This is a genomic window from Rhodococcus globerulus (assembly GCF_019334125.1).
In the GTDB taxonomy this organism is placed as follows: domain Bacteria; phylum Actinomycetota; class Actinomycetes; order Mycobacteriales; family Mycobacteriaceae; genus Rhodococcus_F; species Rhodococcus_F globerula.
This window is the reverse complement of sequence record NZ_CP079698.1, coordinates 1,151,544-1,169,328: the sequence shown is the minus strand read 5'-3', so window position 1 is coordinate 1,169,328 and position 17,785 is coordinate 1,151,544. Positions and strand designations below refer to the sequence as shown.

Annotated in this window: 17 protein-coding genes; 12 read left to right on the top strand and 5 right to left on the bottom strand. The window is 61.8% G+C overall.

Annotated elements, in window-relative coordinates; genetic code table 11:
• Positions 1-221 precede the first annotated feature (221 nt).
• Positions 222-908 (bottom strand): MBL fold metallo-hydrolase, encoded by a 687-nt coding sequence (locus tag KYT97_RS05220; RefSeq protein WP_045070000.1) that lies wholly within the window; start codon positions 906-908, stop codon positions 222-224.
• A 181-nt stretch (positions 909-1,089) separates the two neighbouring features.
• On the opposite strand from KYT97_RS05220, the gene uvrA reads away from it, so the two are divergent.
• Positions 1,090-4,050, top strand: a complete 2,961-nt coding sequence (gene uvrA / locus KYT97_RS05215) for an excinuclease ABC subunit UvrA (RefSeq protein ID WP_179300814.1) — start codon at positions 1,090-1,092, stop codon at positions 4,048-4,050.
• Positions 4,051-4,123: 73 nt separating this feature from the next.
• Here the strand turns inward: uvrA and KYT97_RS05210 are convergent, their stop codons facing one another.
• A complete protein-coding gene (locus KYT97_RS05210; RefSeq protein ID WP_033230799.1) occupies positions 4,124-4,831 on the bottom strand; it encodes an alpha/beta fold hydrolase in 708 nt (235 codons plus the stop codon).
• Positions 4,832-4,917: 86 nt separating this feature from the next.
• Between KYT97_RS05210 and KYT97_RS05205 the strand changes: the two genes are divergently transcribed.
• The gene (locus tag KYT97_RS05205) at positions 4,918-5,622 is read left to right on the top strand and encodes a helix-turn-helix transcriptional regulator (RefSeq protein ID WP_219111872.1); all 705 of its coding nucleotides are present in this window, start codon (positions 4,918-4,920) and stop codon (positions 5,620-5,622) included.
• Between the two features lie 4 nt (positions 5,623-5,626).
• Here the strand turns inward: KYT97_RS05205 and KYT97_RS05200 are convergent, their stop codons facing one another.
• Together KYT97_RS05200 and KYT97_RS05195 are read right to left on the bottom strand one after the other, a co-directional pair.
• A complete protein-coding gene (locus tag KYT97_RS05200) occupies positions 5,627-6,046 on the bottom strand; it encodes a DUF1801 domain-containing protein (protein WP_092800179.1) in 420 nt (139 codons plus the stop codon).
• A gap of 22 nt (positions 6,047-6,068) precedes the next feature.
• Positions 6,069-6,434 (bottom strand): DUF1844 domain-containing protein, encoded by a 366-nt coding sequence (locus KYT97_RS05195; protein WP_033230796.1) that lies wholly within the window; start codon positions 6,432-6,434, stop codon positions 6,069-6,071.
• A 385-nt stretch (positions 6,435-6,819) separates the two neighbouring features.
• Between KYT97_RS05195 and infC the strand changes: the two genes are divergently transcribed.
• The 6 genes from infC (at position 6,820) to pheT (ending at position 12,771) form a co-directional block, all read left to right on the top strand.
• Positions 6,820-7,476 carry a translation initiation factor IF-3 gene (gene infC, locus KYT97_RS05190; RefSeq protein WP_172936241.1) on the top strand — a complete coding sequence of 219 codons (657 nt, stop codon included), beginning with the start codon at positions 6,820-6,822 and terminating at the stop codon, positions 7,474-7,476.
• A 44-nt stretch (positions 7,477-7,520) separates the two neighbouring features.
• Positions 7,521-7,715: a 50S ribosomal protein L35 gene (gene rpmI / locus KYT97_RS05185; RefSeq protein ID WP_033230795.1), complete on the top strand. Its 195-nt coding sequence runs from the start codon at positions 7,521-7,523 to the stop codon at positions 7,713-7,715.
• 62 nt (positions 7,716-7,777) lie between these two features.
• Positions 7,778-8,167 carry a 50S ribosomal protein L20 gene (gene rplT, locus KYT97_RS05180; protein WP_033230794.1) on the top strand — a complete coding sequence of 130 codons (390 nt, stop codon included), beginning with the start codon at positions 7,778-7,780 and terminating at the stop codon, positions 8,165-8,167.
• A 23-nt stretch (positions 8,168-8,190) separates the two neighbouring features.
• Positions 8,191-9,015: a TrmH family RNA methyltransferase gene (locus KYT97_RS05175; protein WP_045069994.1), complete on the top strand. Its 825-nt coding sequence runs from the start codon at positions 8,191-8,193 to the stop codon at positions 9,013-9,015.
• A 133-nt stretch (positions 9,016-9,148) separates the two neighbouring features.
• Positions 9,149-10,219, top strand: a complete 1,071-nt coding sequence (gene pheS / locus KYT97_RS05170) for a phenylalanine--tRNA ligase subunit alpha (protein WP_219111871.1) — start codon at positions 9,149-9,151, stop codon at positions 10,217-10,219.
• A 65-nt stretch (positions 10,220-10,284) separates the two neighbouring features.
• Positions 10,285-12,771 carry a phenylalanine--tRNA ligase subunit beta gene (pheT, locus tag KYT97_RS05165; protein WP_116101334.1) on the top strand — a complete coding sequence of 829 codons (2,487 nt, stop codon included), beginning with the start codon at positions 10,285-10,287 and terminating at the stop codon, positions 12,769-12,771.
• Between the two features lie 74 nt (positions 12,772-12,845).
• On the opposite strand, the gene KYT97_RS05160 is transcribed toward pheT, so the two are convergent.
• The gene (locus tag KYT97_RS05160) at positions 12,846-13,895 is read right to left on the bottom strand and encodes an Lrp/AsnC family transcriptional regulator (protein WP_033231392.1); all 1,050 of its coding nucleotides are present in this window, start codon (positions 13,893-13,895) and stop codon (positions 12,846-12,848) included.
• A 102-nt stretch (positions 13,896-13,997) separates the two neighbouring features.
• Between KYT97_RS05160 and KYT97_RS05155 the strand changes: the two genes are divergently transcribed.
• The 4 genes from KYT97_RS05155 (at position 13,998) to KYT97_RS05140 (ending at position 17,738) form a co-directional block, all read left to right on the top strand.
• Entirely contained in the window at positions 13,998-15,317 is a 1,320-nt protein-coding gene (locus KYT97_RS05155) for a flavin-containing monooxygenase (RefSeq protein ID WP_219111870.1), read from the top strand.
• Positions 15,317-16,228 (top strand): bile acid:sodium symporter family protein, encoded by a 912-nt coding sequence (locus tag KYT97_RS05150; RefSeq protein ID WP_033230789.1) that lies wholly within the window; start codon positions 15,317-15,319, stop codon positions 16,226-16,228. Before KYT97_RS05155 ends, KYT97_RS05150 begins: the two co-directional genes overlap by 1 nt.
• Positions 16,225-17,160, top strand: a complete 936-nt coding sequence (locus tag KYT97_RS05145) for an SDR family oxidoreductase (RefSeq protein ID WP_219111869.1) — start codon at positions 16,225-16,227, stop codon at positions 17,158-17,160. The genes KYT97_RS05150 and KYT97_RS05145 overlap by 4 nt, the downstream gene beginning before the upstream one ends.
• A gap of 65 nt (positions 17,161-17,225) precedes the next feature.
• Positions 17,226-17,738, top strand: a complete 513-nt coding sequence (locus KYT97_RS05140) for a hypothetical protein (RefSeq protein ID WP_219112823.1) — start codon at positions 17,226-17,228, stop codon at positions 17,736-17,738.
• Positions 17,739-17,785: the final 47 nt, after the last annotated feature.

The following is a 17,785-nucleotide window of genomic DNA, read 5'->3' as shown; positions in this document are numbered from 1 at the left end:
CCCGTTCCAGCTATCGCGGCCGTGAGTGACGGACCCTGGGTAGGTTGCGGCCCAGTAAGCTGCGTGGCTGAGGAGCTAGTCCGATTGTCGACAACTTGGAGTCGAAGTCCATTCCGTCTGAGTCGGCTGCTGAGCGACTTCCCGGACTGATCACGTCCGTCGACGGGCGGTCATCCCCAACGCGCGCGGCGGGGCAGCGCTGGGGATGTGCGGTGCAAGGGTCACCAACCGCGTTCGCGCCACTCCTGCAAGTGCGGACGCTCGGCGCCGAGTGTCGTGTCCTTGCCGTGGCCGGGGTAGACGATGGCGGAGTCGTCGTAGCGTCCGAAGAGCTTGGTCTCGACATCGCTGAGCAGTGAGGTGAATTTCTCGGGATCAGCGGTCTTACCCACTCCGCCTGGAAAGAGCGAGTCACCGGTGAAGATGTGAACCTGGCCGGACGGTTCGGTGAGCACGAGTGCGATGGAGCCGGGGGTGTGGCCGGACAGGTGGATGACATCCAAGCTCAGGTTGCCGACCGTGACGCTGTCGCCGTCCTCGAGCAGAACGTCCGGGGTCACGGGAAGTGCTTCGGCATCGAGGGGGTGCGCAGCGGTTGGCACGTTGGTGGCAGCGTGGACGTCTTTCAGTGCCAGCCAGTGGTCGCCGTGCTGGTGTGTGGTGACGATGGAGTCGAACACCGGAGCTTCCTGCTCGATCAGCGCAACGATTTTCTCTGCTTCGTTGGCCGCGTCGATCAGGAGTGATTTCCCGGTTGCGGAACAGACCACGAGGTAGGTGTTGTTGTCCATGGGGCCGACTGACATCTTCGTGATGGTTGCACTGTCGATGGTGCGTCGTTGAGGCGCAGAATCGGGGGAGAGCTGACCGGTATAGGAGTTGTCGATCACGATGGGCTGATTCGTCATGATTCGCAGGCTACCTTCGAATAGGGGCTGGTAGAACGCTGGGTTCGTGCTTGTAGTCAAAACTTGTCGGTGGCTCGGCCTACCATGGCGTCGTTCGAGGACTCGCTGCGTTTGAGTGCTCGTGATGTCGGTGATGTCGCTGGTGGACAGCCCCAGATGAATGACGATGAAGGGAATTGGTGTGTCGGATCGCCTGATCGTGCGGGGTGCGCGAGAGCACAATCTGCGAGGAGTCGACCTGGATCTCCCGCGAGACAGCATGATCGTCTTCACGGGTTTGTCGGGTTCGGGTAAATCCAGCCTTGCGTTCGACACGATCTTCGCCGAAGGACAGCGCCGGTATGTCGAGTCACTCTCGGCGTACGCGCGTCAGTTCCTGGGCCAGATGGACAAACCAGATGTCGATTTCATCGAAGGCTTGTCGCCTGCGGTGTCGATCGATCAGAAGTCGACCAACCGGAACCCCCGGTCAACCGTCGGAACCATTACCGAGGTCTACGACTATCTTCGTCTTCTCTATGCCCGCGCAGGTTCCGCTCACTGCCCGGTGTGTGGGGAGAAGATCGCACGCCAGACCCCTCAACAGATTGTCGATCAGGTCCTCGACATGGAGGAGGGCATCAAGTTCCAGGTCCTCGCTCCGGTGGTGCGCACCCGCAAGGGTGAGTTCGTCGACCTTTTCGAACAGCTCAATACGCAGGGTTACTCACGTGTACGGGTTGATGGTGTCGTCTACCCCTTGACCGATCCGCCGAAGCTGAAGAAGCAGGAAAAGCACGACATCGAAGTTGTCGTCGATCGTCTTCAGGTGAAGGCAAGCTCCAAGCAGCGACTCACGGATTCGATCGAGACCGCTCTCCGCCTTGCCGAGGGCATTGTTGTTCTCGACTTTGTTGACCGTGAAGAAAACGCGCCTGACCGGGAGCGGCGATTCTCCGAAAAGCTGGCGTGCCCCAACGCCCATCCACTCGCGATCGACGATCTCGAGCCGCGTTCGTTCTCGTTCAATTCGCCGTACGGAGCCTGCCCGGAGTGCACGGGTCTGGGTATTCGCAAAGAGGTAGACCCCGAACTTGTTGTTCCCGATGCGGAGTTGAGCCTCGAGGACGGAGCCATCGCGCCGTGGTCGATGGGGCAGAGTTCCGAGTACTTCGGGCGCTTGCTGTCCGGTCTCGGCGACATCCTCGGCTTCGATATGAAAACGCCGTGGAACAAGCTTCCGGCCAAGGCGCGCAAGGCAATTCTCGAAGGTAGTGAGGAGCAGGTCCACGTCCGGTACAAGAACCGGTACGGCCGTACCCGTTCTTACTACGCGGAGTTCGAGGGCGTCATGCCCTTTCTGCATCGCAGGCTCGAGCAGACTGAATCCGATCAGATGAAGGAACGTTACGACGGCTACATGCGTGACACCCCGTGTCCCGCATGTGGCGGTGCGCGACTGCGTCCGGAAATCCTCTCGGTCACTATTGCTGCCGGAGATTTCGGCAGCAAGTCCATTGCGGAGGTCTGTGAACTCTCGATCTCCGACTGCGCCGATTTCCTGAACAGCCTCACACTCGGTTCACGCGAAGAAGCCATCGCGGGACAGGTGCTCAAGGAAGTTCAGGCCCGCCTCGGATTCCTCCTCGACGTCGGACTCGAATATCTCTCACTGTCGCGTGCCGCGGGCACCCTGTCCGGCGGCGAGGCCCAGCGAATCCGGCTGGCAACGCAGATCGGTTCGGGTCTTGTCGGTGTGCTCTACGTGCTGGACGAGCCGTCCATCGGTTTGCACCAGCGAGACAACCGTCGACTGATCGAAACGCTGACCAGGCTTCGCGATCTCGGCAATACCCTGATTGTGGTCGAGCACGACGAAGACACGATTCGTACCTCCGACTGGGTGGTCGACATCGGTCCGTACGCCGGAGAGCACGGCGGCCAGGTAGTCCACAGCGGGCCTTACGAAGAGCTGCTCACCTGCGACGAGTCGATTACCGGCGCTTATCTGTCCGGGCGAAAGTTCATCGAGGTCCCGGAGATCCGTCGCCCCGTCGATCGTAAGCGTCAGGTCACCGTTGTCGGTGCGCGTGAGCACAACCTCGACGGCATCGACGTGAGCTTCCCGTTGGGTGTTCTCACCGCGGTTACCGGCGTTTCCGGTTCGGGCAAGTCGACATTGGTGAACGACATCCTGGCCACCGTCATGGCCAACAAGCTCAACGGCGCGCGTCAGGTGCCTGGCCGCCACACCCGAATCAACGGACTTGACCAACTCGACAAGTTGGTTCAGGTTGATCAGTCGCCGATCGGCCGTACCCCGCGGTCCAACGCGGCCACGTACACCGGTGTGTTCGACAAGATTCGTACGCTGTTCGCTGCCACAACCGAAGCCAAGGTGCGCGGCTATCAGCCGGGGCGCTTCTCGTTCAACGTCAAGGGCGGTCGCTGCGAGGCGTGCTCGGGTGACGGAACACTCAAGATCGAGATGAACTTCCTGCCCGACGTGTACGTACCGTGCGAGGTCTGCCACGGAGCTCGGTACAACCGCGAGACACTCGAGGTTCACTACAAGGGCAAGTCCATCGCCGAGGTTCTGGACATGCCCATCGAGGAGGCAGCGGAGTTCTTCCAGCCGGTCACCTCGATTCACCGGTACCTGAAGACTCTGGTGGACGTCGGTCTCGGTTACGTGCGACTGGGACAGCCGGCACCGACGCTGTCCGGCGGCGAGGCGCAGCGCGTCAAGCTTGCCGCCGAGCTTCAGAAACGTTCCACCGGACGTACCGTCTACATCCTCGACGAGCCGACAACCGGCCTGCATTTCGAAGACATTCGCAAGTTGCTGATCGTCATCAACGGATTGGTCGACAAGGGCAACAGTGTCATCGTGATCGAGCACAACCTCGATGTCATCAAGACATCGGACTGGGTTGTCGACATGGGTCCCGAAGGTGGATCCGGCGGCGGAACCGTTGTGGCAGAAGGAACTCCGGAAGAAATTGCTGCCGTGCCCGAGAGCTACACCGGCAAGTTCCTCAGCGAGGTACTCCATGCGCAACAGGCTCCCGTGAAGAAGAAGACTGTGGCGAAGAAGCGCGCCGCGAAGGCTACGGCCCCCAAGAAGGCTGCGCCGCGGAAGAAGTCCGCATCGGTGGCCTGACAGGGTGAGATAGGCGCGATCGCAGTGATGCCGGGACGGTTTGTCGTCCCGGCATCACTGCTGCGTCGTGACGCTATGCGTCTGCTGCGTCGAGAATGGTTTCGGCCAACTCCTTCGGGCGTGACCACATCGGCCAGTGTCCGGTCGGAAGATCGACGTACGTCACCGGCAACTTCGCGAGTTCGACGGCAATGGGAAATCCACCATCAGCCATCTGTTTGATGACGTCGGAGGGATAGCTGCTGCACACCACAGTGGTGGGAACCGAATAGCGTCTCGGATCGGTCAGGACGATCTGATCTCGAGCTGCGCCCGCAGGTTCGGGGACAGCGCGATCACGAAATGCCGTCAAGGCGTCGTCGTCGAGTCCCTCGATGCTGCTCCCGTCTGCTTCCAGTTCGGCCCAAGGCGGTAGTGGAACCTCGATCGCATCCTCGGCGAGATCGGGTCGAAGAGCGGTGCCATCCGGCATCGGACCGCTGTCGACGTAGACGATGCGCGCAATCTGGTCGGGTACGCGATCGGTCGCGGCGTACCCGGACGCTCCGGCGCCGCTGTGCACGACCAGGATCGTGCGTTCGTCCGACCTCGAGACGGCGTCGACGATTGCGCTGACGTGGGAATCGAGAGTCACGGTGTTCCGGGGCGAGTCCACCGACTCGAGTCCCGGAAGTGTTAGTGCGGTTACGTGGGTGTCAGGGCGTTGAAGGTGGGGGAGTACCGCGTCCCACGCCCATGCGCCGAGCCAGAATCCTGGAACCAGAACGATGTGAGTTTTCATGAGCCCATAGTGGCGGGCTATCGGTGACAACTGCGTGTCACCGATTTTGTCACCGTTTGGTATCGAAATCTGGGACGATCGGAAACGTGAATCGAGCGGCCAGATTGCACGCACTCCTCGAGGAGTTGCGTCGTCGTGGCGATCGCGGGTCAAATGCGGCGCAGTTGGCGGCGCAATTCGGTGTCACGCCGCGCACAGTCAAGCGTGACATCGAGACATTGACGGAGTCGGGATCCGCGATCGAAGGTCGCTGCGGACCTGGCGGCGGTTACCGTCTGATTGGGCGCGCGACGCTACCTCCGGTGAATTTCACTGTCCCGCAGGCAGTGTCGATCGCCCTGGCCTTGACTGCTGTCGGAGACGCTCCGTTCGCGGACGACGGACGGGCAGCCCTGGCCAAACTACTCGACGTCATGGATGCCGACAGTCGGGCCAGAGTTGAGGAACTCAGCGGGCGCGTCTGGGTTCGGCATGACGAAGAATCCGATGACGAGTCAGGAGTGAACCGGCGCGCGATCGAGCAGGCCTTGGAACGTAAGTGTGTTGTGTCGTTGCGGTACATCGACGGAGACGGTGCCGAATCGACGCGTGCGGTCGAGCCACATCTGCTGGCTCACGCCCGAGATCGGTGGTTCGTGATCGGTTGGTGCCGAACGAGGGACGCGGTTCGGTGGTTCCGTCTCGATCGGATCCAGAAAGCGACGCTGACCAAGGAGCTTTTTGTTCCTCGAGAGACTGCGCTGTTCGGAGAGCCGCCGCCGACGGCTCGCTCGGCAGCTGACGCGAATTGACGGCTCAGGAGTTCATGTTCAGGGCCGCCGCAACGGATTCCGTGACAAGTTCTTCCAAGACTGAGCGATCGATGTCACTGAGCCGTTTGACATAGAGGCAGCCTTTGCCGATCTTGTGCTTGCCCAGGCGGCCGAGCGTCGAGGCGTGCTCGTCGAAGTCCAGTGACAAATAGAGAGTCAGTGCGGTCGCTCGAGGTGAGAACCCGATCAGTGCGGTGTCACCTTCGTGTCCGCTTGCATAGCGATAGTGGCGGGCACCGAATCCGATGATGCTGGTTCCCCACATCACCGGCGGTTCGCCGGTCGCAGCCGACAGTACGGAAATCAGTTCCGCACTGTCGGCGCGTTTGACAGGGTCGGCAATTCGATCGACAAAGGCACCGACGTCGTCTGGAGTCGGCTGCGTTTTGTTCGCGGTTGCCATGTGCGTGGTCGCCGTTCGTGACTCAGTAGACCGGTCCGGTGAACTTCTCGCCCGGGCCCTTGCCCGGCTCGTCGGGGTGCGACGACGCTTCGCGGAACGCACGCTGGAGGGCCTGCAGGCCTTCGCGAATGGGACCCGCGTGGGGGCCGAGGTATTCGACGGATGCGGTGACCAGTCCGGCGAGCGCGGTGATGACCCGGCGCGCTTCGTCCAGGTCCAGGTAGGGGCTGGCCGACGGGTCGGCGTCGGACAGTCCGAGCTTCTCTGCTGCGGAGCTCATCAGCATCACGGCGGCGCGGCTGATGACCTCGACTGCGGGAACCTCGGAGAGTTCGCGGACATCAGGGTTCGCGTCGGTGTTCTGATCTGCTTCGAAGTTCTCACTCATGTCTGCAAGGATTCCATCACGGTCCGGAGCAGTTCAATCTGCCCTTGTCTTGTGCAGGCACGATTAGATTCATCGCCGCCGGCCTGATACTCTTGTCCCAACGACCGCCTCCGACATGTTCGGGGGCAGCAAGTGGAGCCCGACTCCCACCTCTGCGCGGCAGGTGAAACTGCAGTTCAGTGGTTCCGGTCACCTGACGAAGAATCTATTCTTCATCAGGTTCCTCGTTTAGTCGAGGAGATTGTTCCTGGCGTGAGCTGGGTTTGATCTGATCGGTCGACATCGGGCCCCGCGGAGAAATATCACCGCGGGGTTTTTTGTTGGGGTTTGGGTAGAACTAGCTGCGTGCGGTCACAAGACCGCACCGTTCAACCTAGGAGGCCCCATCAGCACTGAGACCCGCATCAACGATCGAATCCGCGTTCCCGAGGTCCGTTTGGTCGGACCTGGCGGTGAACAGGTAGGCATCGTGCGTGTTGAAGATGCACTCCGCTTGGCTCTGGAAGCCGACCTCGACCTTGTCGAGGTAGCTCCTGATGCCCGTCCGCCGGTCTGCAAGATCATGGACTACGGCAAGTTCAAGTACGAAGCTGCACAGAAAGCCCGTGAGTCTCGCAAGAACCAGACTCTTACGGTCATCAAGGAGCAGAAGCTTCGCCCCAAGATCGACGCCCACGACTACGAGACCAAGAAGCGCAACGTTGTTCGCTTCCTCGAAGCTGGTTCCAAGGTCAAGGTCACGATCATGTTCCGCGGTCGTGAGCAGTCACGCCCCGAACTCGGCTACCGCCTTCTGCAGCGTCTGGGAGCAGACGTCGCAGACCTCGGTTTCGTCGAGACCTCGGCCAAGCAGGACGGTCGCAACATGACGATGGTTCTGGCGCCGCACAAGGGTGCCAAGACCCGCGTCAAGGCTCAGGAAAGCGCTCAGGCGCCCGTCGCTCAGGCGGCTCCGAAGCCGGCTCCCGAAGCTCCGGCAGCCCCGGCAGCCCCGGCAGCCCCGGCAGCCGAAGAAGCGGCTCCCGAAGCTCCGACCAGCTAGTCGATTCCCCAAGCACCATCACGTAACAAAGAACTGAGGACTCCATGCCCAAGATGAAGACCCACAGCGGCGCCTCGAAGCGATTCAAGGTTTCCGGTTCCGGCAAGCTCCTGCGCCAGAAGGCCGGCCGTCGCCACCTTCTCGAGCACAAGGCCAGCAAGGTCACCCGTCGTCTCGACGGTGTCGCTGTCGTCAGCCCTGATGACGCACCGCGCATCAAGCGCATGCTCGGCATCTGAGTCGTCCCCCTTACTGACCACCCGGGGCCGAATCTCAGCCCCTAGATTGACAGGATTTTCACGTGGCACGCGTAAAGAGGGCGGTCAACGCCCAGAAGAAGCGTCGTTCAATTCTTGCTGCATCCAGCGGCTACCGTGGACAGCGTTCGCGTCTGTACACCAAGGCCAAGGAGCAGCAGCTCCACTCGATGGTTTACGCATACCGCGACCGTCGTGCACGCAAGGGTGAGTTCCGGAAGCTGTGGATCACGCGTATCAACGCTGCAGCTCGGGCCAACGACATCACGTACAACCGCCTGATCCAGGGCCTGCGCCTGGCTGAGGTCGACGTCGACCGCAAGATCCTCGCCGAGCTCGCCGTCTCCGATGCAGAGGCCTTTGCCGGCCTCGTTGCACTCGCGAAGGCCGCTCTGCCGGCTGACGTGAATGCGCCTGCCGGAGAAGCAGCCTGATCGACGCATCACAGCAACGGCCCGTGGATCCGCTCACCGAGCGGACTCCGCGGGTCGTTTCTGCTGTCAAGCTCCTGCGCACAGCAGAACGACGTAAAGCAGGACGATTCCTGGTCGAGGGCGAAAACTCCGTCACAGAAGTCTTGAAGGCCAACGGCTCAACCGCCACCGTGGTCCGTGATCTCTTCTACACAGAGGCCGCTGCCGATCGGTATCAACACGTCATCGATCTGGCGTTGAGCTCCGGAGTTCGCGCTGCTCTCGTCACCGACCGCGCAGCTAAGGCACTGAGCGACACCGTGACTCCGCCCGGCCTGGTTGCCGTGTGTGATCTCCTCGATGTTCCTCTGTCGGACGCGATCCGCCCCGATACCAAGCTCCTTGCCGTTCCGGTCGAGGTCAACGAACCGGGCAACGCGGGCACGGTAATTCGGATTGCCGACGCAGTTGGCGCTGATGCCGCGATCCTGGCCGGAGACAGCGTGGACCCGCACAACGGCAAAGTGGTTCGATCGTCGGCGGGCAGCCTGTTCCACCTACCGGTTGTTCGTGAACGCGATACCGATTCGGTGATCGAACAGATCCGCGCCGCCGGTATTCAGATCCTGGCGACTGCTGCCGACGGAGAGATCGACCTCGACAACGCGGACGAGTTGTTGAGCAAGCCGACGGCCTGGCTGTTCGGAAACGAAGCGCACGGTCTTGATCCGGCCATAGCGGCCCGCGCTGATTACCGTGTCCGTATTCCGATCCACGGGCGCGCCGAGAGCCTTAATCTGGCGACTGCAGCCGCCATCTGCCTCTATGCGAGTGCGCGGGTGCAAAATCGCGACACCGATCAGGGCTGACGAACAAGACGGAAGTGACCTCTCGGAATTCCATTTGCGGAAGCCTGAGAGAATGCAAGAGCGTAACAATGCTCGACACAATGCTCGACCGCAGTAGAGAAGCAAACCGAGAAGCGACAGGAGTGTCACAGCCGTGGCCAAAAATGAGGGCGCGACCCCGCCGGACGTCGATGCGAGTGCGCTCACCGAAGAGTCGCTGACCGCGGCCGCGGAGAACGCAGAGAAGGCGCTCGCGGAAGCAGCGGACCTGGATGCACTGGCTCAGGTCAAGGTTGAGCACATGGGGGACAAGTCCCCGATCGCCCTCGCTCGCCGTGGTCTCGGCAGCCTTCCCGGTAAGGAAAAGGCCGAAGCGGGCAAGCGTGTCAACATCTTCCGTACGCGCATCAGCTCTGCGTACGACGCGCGTCGCGAGGTTCTCCTTGCCGAACGAGACGCCGCGGTGCTGGTCGCCGAGGCAATCGACGTCACGCTGCCATCCGATCGTTATCCAGTGGGTGCCCGTCATCCCATCAGCTTGATCTCCGAGCAGGTCGCCGACGTGTTTGTCGCGATGGGCTGGGAGGTCGCCGAGGGACCGGAGGTCGAGACCGAGCACTTCAACTTCGACGCTCTGAACTTCCTGCCGGATCATCCCGCGCGGACCATGCAGGACACGTTCCATCTGGCGCCGGAGAACTCGCGTCAGGTGCTGCGTACGCACACCTCGCCGGTGCAGGTGCGCACGATGCTCACGCGTGAGGTTCCGATCTACGTCGTCTGCCCCGGTCGCACCTTCCGTACCGACGAACTCGATGCGACGCACACGCCGGTGTTCTCGCAGGTCGAGGGTCTTGCTGTCGACAAGGGTCTGACGATGGCCAATCTTCGCGGAACTCTGGACGCATTCGCACGTGCATTGTTCGGTCCCGAGACTCGGACGCGTATGCGCCCCAACTACTTCCCGTTCACGGAACCGTCGGCTGAGGTCGACGTGTGGTTCGCGAACAAGAAGGGTGGCGCAGGGTGGGTCGAATGGGGCGGCTGCGGCATGGTCAACCCGAACGTGCTGCGTGCCAGTGGAATTGATCCGGACGAGTACTCGGGATTTGCGTTCGGTATGGGCCTCGAGCGGACTCTGCAGTTCCGCAACGGCATCCCGGACATGCGTGACATCGTCGAAGGCGACGTGCGTTTCACGCTGCCATTCGGCGTTGCCGGCTGACCGGTCCGGTATCCGGACCTTTTCGACCAACAGACTTATCGAGAAAACGAGAGAGCTGAGCTGACGTGCGAGTAGCGCAATCCTGGCTGACCGAGATCCTGCAGCGGGCAACTCCGGAGTGGGAAGTCACTCCCGAAGAGTTGGACGCTGGGTTCGTCCGGGTAGGACTCGAAGTCGAGGAACTCGACACACTCGAGGCAATCGACGGCCCCCTGGTGGTCGGCAAGGTCCTCGAGATCACCGAACTCACCGAGTTCAAGAAGCCGATCCGTTTCTGCCAGGTCGAGGTCGGCGAAGCAGAGCCGCGCGGCATCGTCTGTGGTGCCCGCAATTTTGCCGAGGGTGACCTCGTCGTTGTTGCGTTGCCCGGCGCTGTCCTACCCGGCGGCTTTGCCATCGCGTCTCGTGAGACGTACGGCAAGATCTCCGACGGAATGATCTGCTCTGTCGCGGAACTCGGAATCGGCAAGGATCACTCGGGCATCCTCGTGCTCGAACCCGGCACTGCTGAGCCCGGCGCAGACGGCAACGAGTTGCTCGGGCTCGGTGACACGATCATCGAACTGAACATCACCCCTGACCGTGGCTACTGCTTCTCGGTACGCGGCCTTACCCGTGAACTCGCGTGCGGCTTCGATCTCGAATTTGCCGATCCTGCTTCGGTTCCCGCCCACCCCGCTGAGGGGCAGGCGTGGCCGGTACAGCTCGAACCGGAGTCCAAGGCGACGCGCTTCGTGATGCGTAAGGTCACCGGCATCGATCCCAAGGCGGTCAGCCCGTGGTGGATGCAGCGACGCTTGCTGCTCTCGGGTGTTCGCCCGATCTCTCCTGCTGTGGACGTCACCAACTACGTGATGCTCGAACTGGGTCAGCCGCTGCACGCATTCGATGCAAACGCAGTGAAGGGCGACCTGGTGATTCGCCGCGCGAAAGCCGGCGAGAAGCTCACCACACTCGACGAGGTCGAGCGCACCCTCGATCCCGAGGATGTGGTGATCGTCGACGATTCCGGCGTCATCTCGTTGGCTGCAGTCATGGGCGGCGCGACTACCGAGGTCGGGTCCGAAACCACGGACATCTTGCTCGAGGCAGCTACCTGGGATCCGCTTGCAGTCTTCAAGACTGCGCGTCGGCACAAGCTGTCCAGCGAGGCCAGCAAGCGTTTCGAGCGCGTTGTGGACCCGGCGATCCCGGTTGCCGCAGTCGACCGCGCAGCAGCACTGCTCGTCGAGATCGCCGGTGGCCGTATCGAACCCGTCCTCACCGATGTCGGTGCGGTTGCGCCGCGTGAAGCGATTCGGATGGACATCGACCTTCCCGATCGCGTTGCCGGCGTCAGCTACCCCAACGGCACGGCTGCGCGTCGTCTCACCCAGGTCGGTTGCACTGTCGAGGTCGGAGTCAGCGACGAAGGGCACGGCCAGTTGGTCGCAACCCCGCCGTCGTGGCGACCGGACCTGGTTCAGCCTGCTGATCTGGTCGAAGAGGTCTTGCGTCTCGAAGGACTCGAGCAGATTCCGTCGGTTCTCCCGGCTGCACCTGCCGGACGTGGATTGACGCCGAAGCAGCGTCGCAAGCGCACGGTGTCCAAGGCGATTGCACATGCCGGATTCGTCGAGGTTCTGCCGCCGGTGTTCCTGCCCACCAACATCTTCGATGTCTGGGGACTCGGCAGCGACGATCCGCGTCGCAATACCAGCAAGGTGCTCAACCCGCTCGAGGCGGATCGCCCCGAACTTGCTACGACGCTCCTGCCCGGCTTGTTGGAGGTATTGGCTCGCAACACTTCTCGTGGCCAGCGGGATCTTGCGCTGTACGGCATTGCCCAGGTTGTGCTTCCGGGGCCTGACACCAAGCCTGTCGACGCATTGCCGGTCGACCGTCGCCCGACGGACGATCAGATCGCAAACCTGATTGCGTCACTGCCCGAGCAGCCGGTACACGTCGCCGCTGTGCTCAGTGGTTTGCGTGAGCTCAACGGCCCGTGGGGCCCCGGCCGTGCGGCAGAGGCATCGGACGCGTTTGCTGCAGTGCGCGTCATCGCAGCGGCAGCCGGCGTCGAGGTTGAACTGCGTGCGGCGCAGTATCTGCCGTGGCATCCGGGTCGTTGCGCCGAGGTTCTTGTCGACGGCAACGTTGTCGGGCATGCCGGCGAATTGCATCCGGCTGTTCTCGAGCGTGCTGGACTGCCCGCTCGCACCTGCGCACTGGAAATCGATCTGGACGCGCTGCCGTTGGTCGAGAACCTGCCCGCTCCGCGTGTGTCGCCGTTCCCGGCTGTTCTGCAGGACGTGGCCGTCGTTGTCGACCGCAACGTTCCGGCCGCCGAGGTTCAGGAAGCTCTACGCGTCGGCGGCGGCGAGCTTCTCGAAGACATTCGTCTTTTCGACGTGTTCGAGGGCGAGCAAGTTGGTGAGGGCCGCAAGTCGCTGGCGTTTGCACTTCGCTTCCGCGGCGTGGATCGCACCCTGACCGAGGACGAGGCCAGTGCCGCGCGTGACGCAGCAGTAGAGGCAGCGTCCAAGGCTGTAGGCGCGCAGATGCGCGGCTAGCAGCACGAGTTGTCAAGGGACCCGAGGCCACAGCGCCTCGGGTCCCTTTCTCGTTCAGTCGGATTCGAGAATGTTCAGGCTTCTCGGGGAAGCCAGACATCCGGCGCGATGGTGCCCGTCCGGCGACCCTGCTGGTCGAGTACGTGACCGAGCAGTTTGCGGAGGTAGAGGACGATCGAGCGTTCCCCGATATGCAATTCGGGGCACTCCCTGCGTATTCGGATCTCGAAGGCGTCGAGTTCTGCGGGCGAATGCAGCCACAATTGCACCACCAGATTCTCGCTACCCACGACGGCAAAACAATTCCGCACCTCGGGTGCTCGGCTCAGGAGCCGACCAACCATGTCCAGATGCTCGGCGTCGACACGGCACCACAGGGTTGCGAGTATCGGTAGTCCCGCGACGGGCCGGGCGAATTCGCACCGCAATGCCACCAAACCTGATGAGGTCAGACGGTCGATTTGCCGTTTGCAGGCGGCGGGGCTGATGCCGATCGAATCGGCAAGTTCCCGCATCGGGGTGCGCCCGTCGTGAGCGAGCGTGGTCAGAAGTGTGCGGTCTTGTTCCGACACGGCGGCTACTCGCGAAGGTGAGCGTCGCCCACGCGATTCGCCGGCAGCAAGGATGCCGCGCTCGGATGGGGCAAGTGCGTTGAGTCGCCACCGGCCGCCCTCGGTGAACCAGCGCGTGATGATCGACGTTCGCAAGCCTTGCACGCCGTCGATCGTGGCGATCTGCTGGGAGATGAATTGCGACATCGATGCCAGATCCGGTGTTCCGGCAGTGACCAGGAGATCGGCTCTGCCCGTAGAGATTTCGATGGTCACCGCGTGGGCCAACGTCGTCAGGCGATCGGCGACGGCATCGAGTTGTGCCGGTGCGCAGTCGATTTCGACTGCAGCTGTCACGATAGCGTCGAGGACGCGAGGTCCAGGGGTAACTGTTACCCAGGCCAACGCGGAGTCGGAGAGCCGGTTCCACCGTCGGGCGATTGTCGCAGCATCCAGTTCGAGTGGCCCGGCCAGTGAGAGCCATGTGGAGCGCGGGGCGAGTTGAAGCGCATTGATTATCCTCAAGTCGATTTCATCGATAAACAGACCTTTGTCGGCATAATCAGCACTCATTCCGTCATTATCCGGCATATCGGCGTTAATTTCGGACTATCTGCCACTCTCGAGCGACAGGAAGAATCTGCGTCGAGCAGGCCGGGTGGACGGAAACAACGGATGAGCACAGAGAACAAGTACGCGGTGATCGGTGCGGGACCGTCGGGTTTGGCCGGGGCTCGTAACCTTGATCGGGCCGGTATCGAGTTCGACGGTTTCGAGAGCCACGATGATGTCGGTGGTCTCTGGGACATCGACAACCCGCACAGCACCGTGTACGAATCGGCCCACCTCATCTCGTCGAAAAGCACTACTGCGTTCACGGAATTTCCGATGGCGGATTCGGTGGCCGACTATCCCAGCCATGTGGAACTCGCGGAGTATTTCCGCGACTATGCCGATGTCCACGACCTCCGAAAACACTTCAGCTTCGGAACCACCGTCGTCGAGGTCACGCCGACGGACTCGCTGTGGCAGGTGACTTCCCGCGGGCGAGACGGGGAGATCACGTCCGCGAAGTATCGGGGCGTGATCATCGCCAACGGAACGTTGTCCAAGCCGAATATGCCCACGTTTCGCGGGCAGTTCAGCGGAGAACTCCTGCATACGAGCGAATATCGGAGCGCAGAGGTTTTCCGCGGCAAGAGGGTACTGATCATCGGGGCGGGAAACAGTGGGTGCGATATCGCCGTCGATGCGGTTCACTACGCAGATTCCGTGGATCTGAGTGTCCGGCGCGGATACTACTTTGTACCGAAGTACCTGTTCGGGCGTCCGTCGGACACGCTGAACCAGGGAAAGCCGTTGCCGCCGTGGATCAAACAACGACTCGACACGCTGGTACTCAAACAGTTCACAGGCGATCCGGTGCACTTCGGGTTTCCGGCGCCCGACTACAAGATCTACGAGTCTCATCCGGTGGTGAACTCGCTGATCTTGCATCACGTGGGACACGGCGACGTGCAGGTTCGCGCTGACATTGACGGGTTCGACGGGGACAGTGTCCATTTTGTCGACGGATCGGTGTCGGATTACGACCTCGTGATGTGTGCGACCGGCTACCACCTCGACTACCCGTTCATTGCCCGCAAGCATCTGGATTGGGCAGGGGCAGCACCGGATCTGTTTCTCAACGTCGCAAGCCGACGTCACGAGAATCTGTTTGTTCTCGGGATGGTCGAAGCATCGGGCCTGGGGTGGCAGGGCCGCTTCGAGCAGGCCGAGATGGTCGCGAAGCTGATCAAAGCGCGAACCGACGCTCCCGCGGCAGCCCGAGAATTCGACGCGGCCGCAGCTGGTCCGCCGCCCGATTTGTCCGGGGGATATCGATATCTGACGTTGGGCCGGATGGCCTATTACGTGAACAAGGATGCCTACCGCGCGGCGATCAAGCGTCATATAGGTCTGCTCGACACAGCATTGACGGAAGGCGGGCAGTGATGCCGATCGACGAGGTGGTTCTCAACTTCAATCCTGGGTCCTTGATGATTCTCAACGTGGTTCTGGCCGCGATCATGCTCGGGATCGCACTCGACACGTCGGTCGACGACTTCCGTCGTGCGTTGACCAAACCCAAGGCGATGGCGGTGGGCATCGCCGCGCAATTCGTACTGCTACCCGCCGTGACATTTGTTCTGACACTGGTTCTTTCGCCGGCTCCGTCGGTTGCGCTCGGCATGATATTGGTGGCGTGCTGCCCACCAGGCAACATCTCGAACGTCCTGACCCACCGCGCCGGCGGCGACGTCGCACTGTCGGTGTCGATGACGGCTGTGTCGAACGTGCTCGCGATCTTCCTGATGCCGCTCAACTTTGCCTTCTGGGGGAGCAGACGCCCGGAGACCGACGCGCTGCTGGCGTCGGTGAACCTGAACGCCCTCGAGATGGTCGTGCAGATCGCGCTGATCATCGGGGTGCCGTTTGTCATCGGAATCTGGGCTGCCCGGAAGTTTCCGGAACTGGCCGCGAAGGCCCAACCCTGGGTGAAGAACGGCGCACTGATCGCACTGCTGATTTTCATCGTGGCAGGAGTGGCGGGCAACGCGTCGTACTTCGTCGACTACATCGGTGTGGTGCTGATCGCGGTGTTCCTGCACGATGCTGTTGCGCTCGGCCTGGGATACGTGTGCGGTGTCGCGACAGGGTTGAACGAATACAGCCGTCGCGCAGTCTCGTTCGAAGTCGGTATCCGCAACGCAGGACTCGGGCTTGGGTTGGTGTTCACCTTCTTCGACGGCCTCGGCGGCATGGCAATTGTTGCCGGCTGGTGGGGGATCTGGGACATCATCGCAGGATTGGCGCTCGCAACTCTGTGGTCGAAACGGCGAATCCGAACGGAGGTAGCAGCGTGACCACTGCACTGATTACAGGTGGAAACGGCTTCCTCGGTACTGCAGTCGTCGACGCATTGACGGCGCAAGGCGTCACAGTCGTCAGCGCGGATCTATCTGTGCCCGAGGTGGCCGCAGACCACGTGCGCCGAGTGCACGCGGACGTCCGCAACGCTACGGAGTTGGCCGAAGTGTTTGCCGAGCACCGGCCGGACGTCGTGGTTCACCTTGCGTCCATCGTCAATCCGGGCAAGCACACCACCGCGGAACAGGAGTATCGCGTCGACGTCGACGGGACGCGGAATGTGCTTGCTGCCTGCGTCGAATTCGGCGTGCGACGAGTGGTTGTGTCGTCGTCCGGTGCGGCCTACGGCTATCACGCCGATAATCCGCCGTGGATCACCGAGGATGTCGCGGTCAGGGGCAACGACGCATTCACCTACAGCCGCCACAAGCGACTCGTCGAGGAAATGCTGGCCGAATATCGAATCGTGCACCCGGAACTCGAGCAGGTGATCTTCCGTATCGGCACGATCCTCGGGGAGACGGTGAACAACCAGATCACCGCACTGTTCGACCGCCCTCGACTTCTCAAGGTCGCCGGTAGTGACAGTCCATTCGTATTTGTCTGGCACACGGACGTGGCGGGGGCCTTTGCCGAAGCGGTGACGGGCGATCAGGTCGGCATTTTCAACGTTGCCGGTGACGGAGCGTTGACGGTCGACGATCTGGCAGCACAGATGGGAAAGGGAACTCTGACACTGCCGGCGTGGTTGTTGCGCGGCGTTCTGCGCGTCGGACGGCGTCTCGGTGTCACGGAGCACGGTCCGGAACGGGTCGGTTTTCTCCAGTTCCGGCCGGTTCTCGACAATCGGCGACTCAAGGAGCAGTTCGGTTACGTTCCCTCGTATTCGAGCCAGGAGGCGTTTACCGCGTATCTCGCGTCACGCTGACGCTCCTGGCGGCCGCCGTGGAAGGATCGAGGTTGTCCGTCGGCGTTTTCGAGAAGGGACTGACGATGACCGAGCACGGTGGTTCTGTACACGATGGTTCTGTGCACGATGTGGTCGAAGCTGCACACGCACTCGACGACAAGGATTTTCTGGCTGTTATTCGTGCGGTCGCGGAACGTCGCCCCAGTTTGTCGGTCCTCCTCTCCGTCGTTGATGCGGCTGCTGCGAGTATCGACCAGAGTCGAGCAATAGCCGATTCAACGGCCGCCGACGCCGAGGTGGTGGAACTTCCCGACACCGTAGTGGAAGTTGACGAGATCATCGATGTCCCGGTGGTGGCCGTGAGCGGCGCAATAATCCCTGAAGCCGATTACACCCAGTCGGATTACACCGAAGCGGGAGTTCCTACCTTCGATCGTGTGCGGGAGAAGATCGAAGGACGATTCGGTACGTCGATCGGTTCGGCGGAGTTGGCGCACGAAAGTCCGGCGGGCAAGACCGTCGACGAGCAGTGGGACGAGCGTCAGAAGGCTGCGAAGGCCAAACTGGAGGAGATTCGGCGCTCGATGGGTAAATAACAACCGGGATAAGTAATTATGCATTCCCTTGCACGATGATGCATAAT

Excerpts from the sequence above, each read along its gene's own strand:
- KYT97_RS05220 (WP_045070000.1), bottom strand. The coding sequence starts at position 908 with ATGACGAATCAGCCCATCGTGATCGACAACTCCTATACCGGTCAGCTC.
- KYT97_RS05210 (WP_033230799.1), bottom strand. The coding sequence starts at position 4,831 with ATGAAAACTCACATCGTTCTGGTTCCAGGATTCTGGCTCGGCGCATGG.
- KYT97_RS05200 (WP_092800179.1), bottom strand. The coding sequence starts at position 6,046 with ATGGCAACCGCGAACAAAACGCAGCCGACTCCAGACGACGTCGGTGCC.
- KYT97_RS05195 (WP_033230796.1), bottom strand. The coding sequence starts at position 6,434 with ATGAGTGAGAACTTCGAAGCAGATCAGAACACCGACGCGAACCCTGAT.
- rpmI (WP_033230795.1), top strand. The coding sequence starts at position 7,521 with ATGCCCAAGATGAAGACCCACAGCGGCGCCTCGAAGCGATTCAAGGTT.
- KYT97_RS05160 (WP_033231392.1), bottom strand. The coding sequence starts at position 13,895 with ATGAGTGCTGATTATGCCGACAAAGGTCTGTTTATCGATGAAATCGAC.
- KYT97_RS05155 (WP_219111870.1), top strand. The coding sequence starts at position 13,998 with ATGAGCACAGAGAACAAGTACGCGGTGATCGGTGCGGGACCGTCGGGT.
- KYT97_RS05150 (WP_033230789.1), top strand. The coding sequence starts at position 15,317 with ATGCCGATCGACGAGGTGGTTCTCAACTTCAATCCTGGGTCCTTGATG.
- KYT97_RS05140 (WP_219112823.1), top strand. The coding sequence starts at position 17,226 with ATGACCGAGCACGGTGGTTCTGTACACGATGGTTCTGTGCACGATGTG.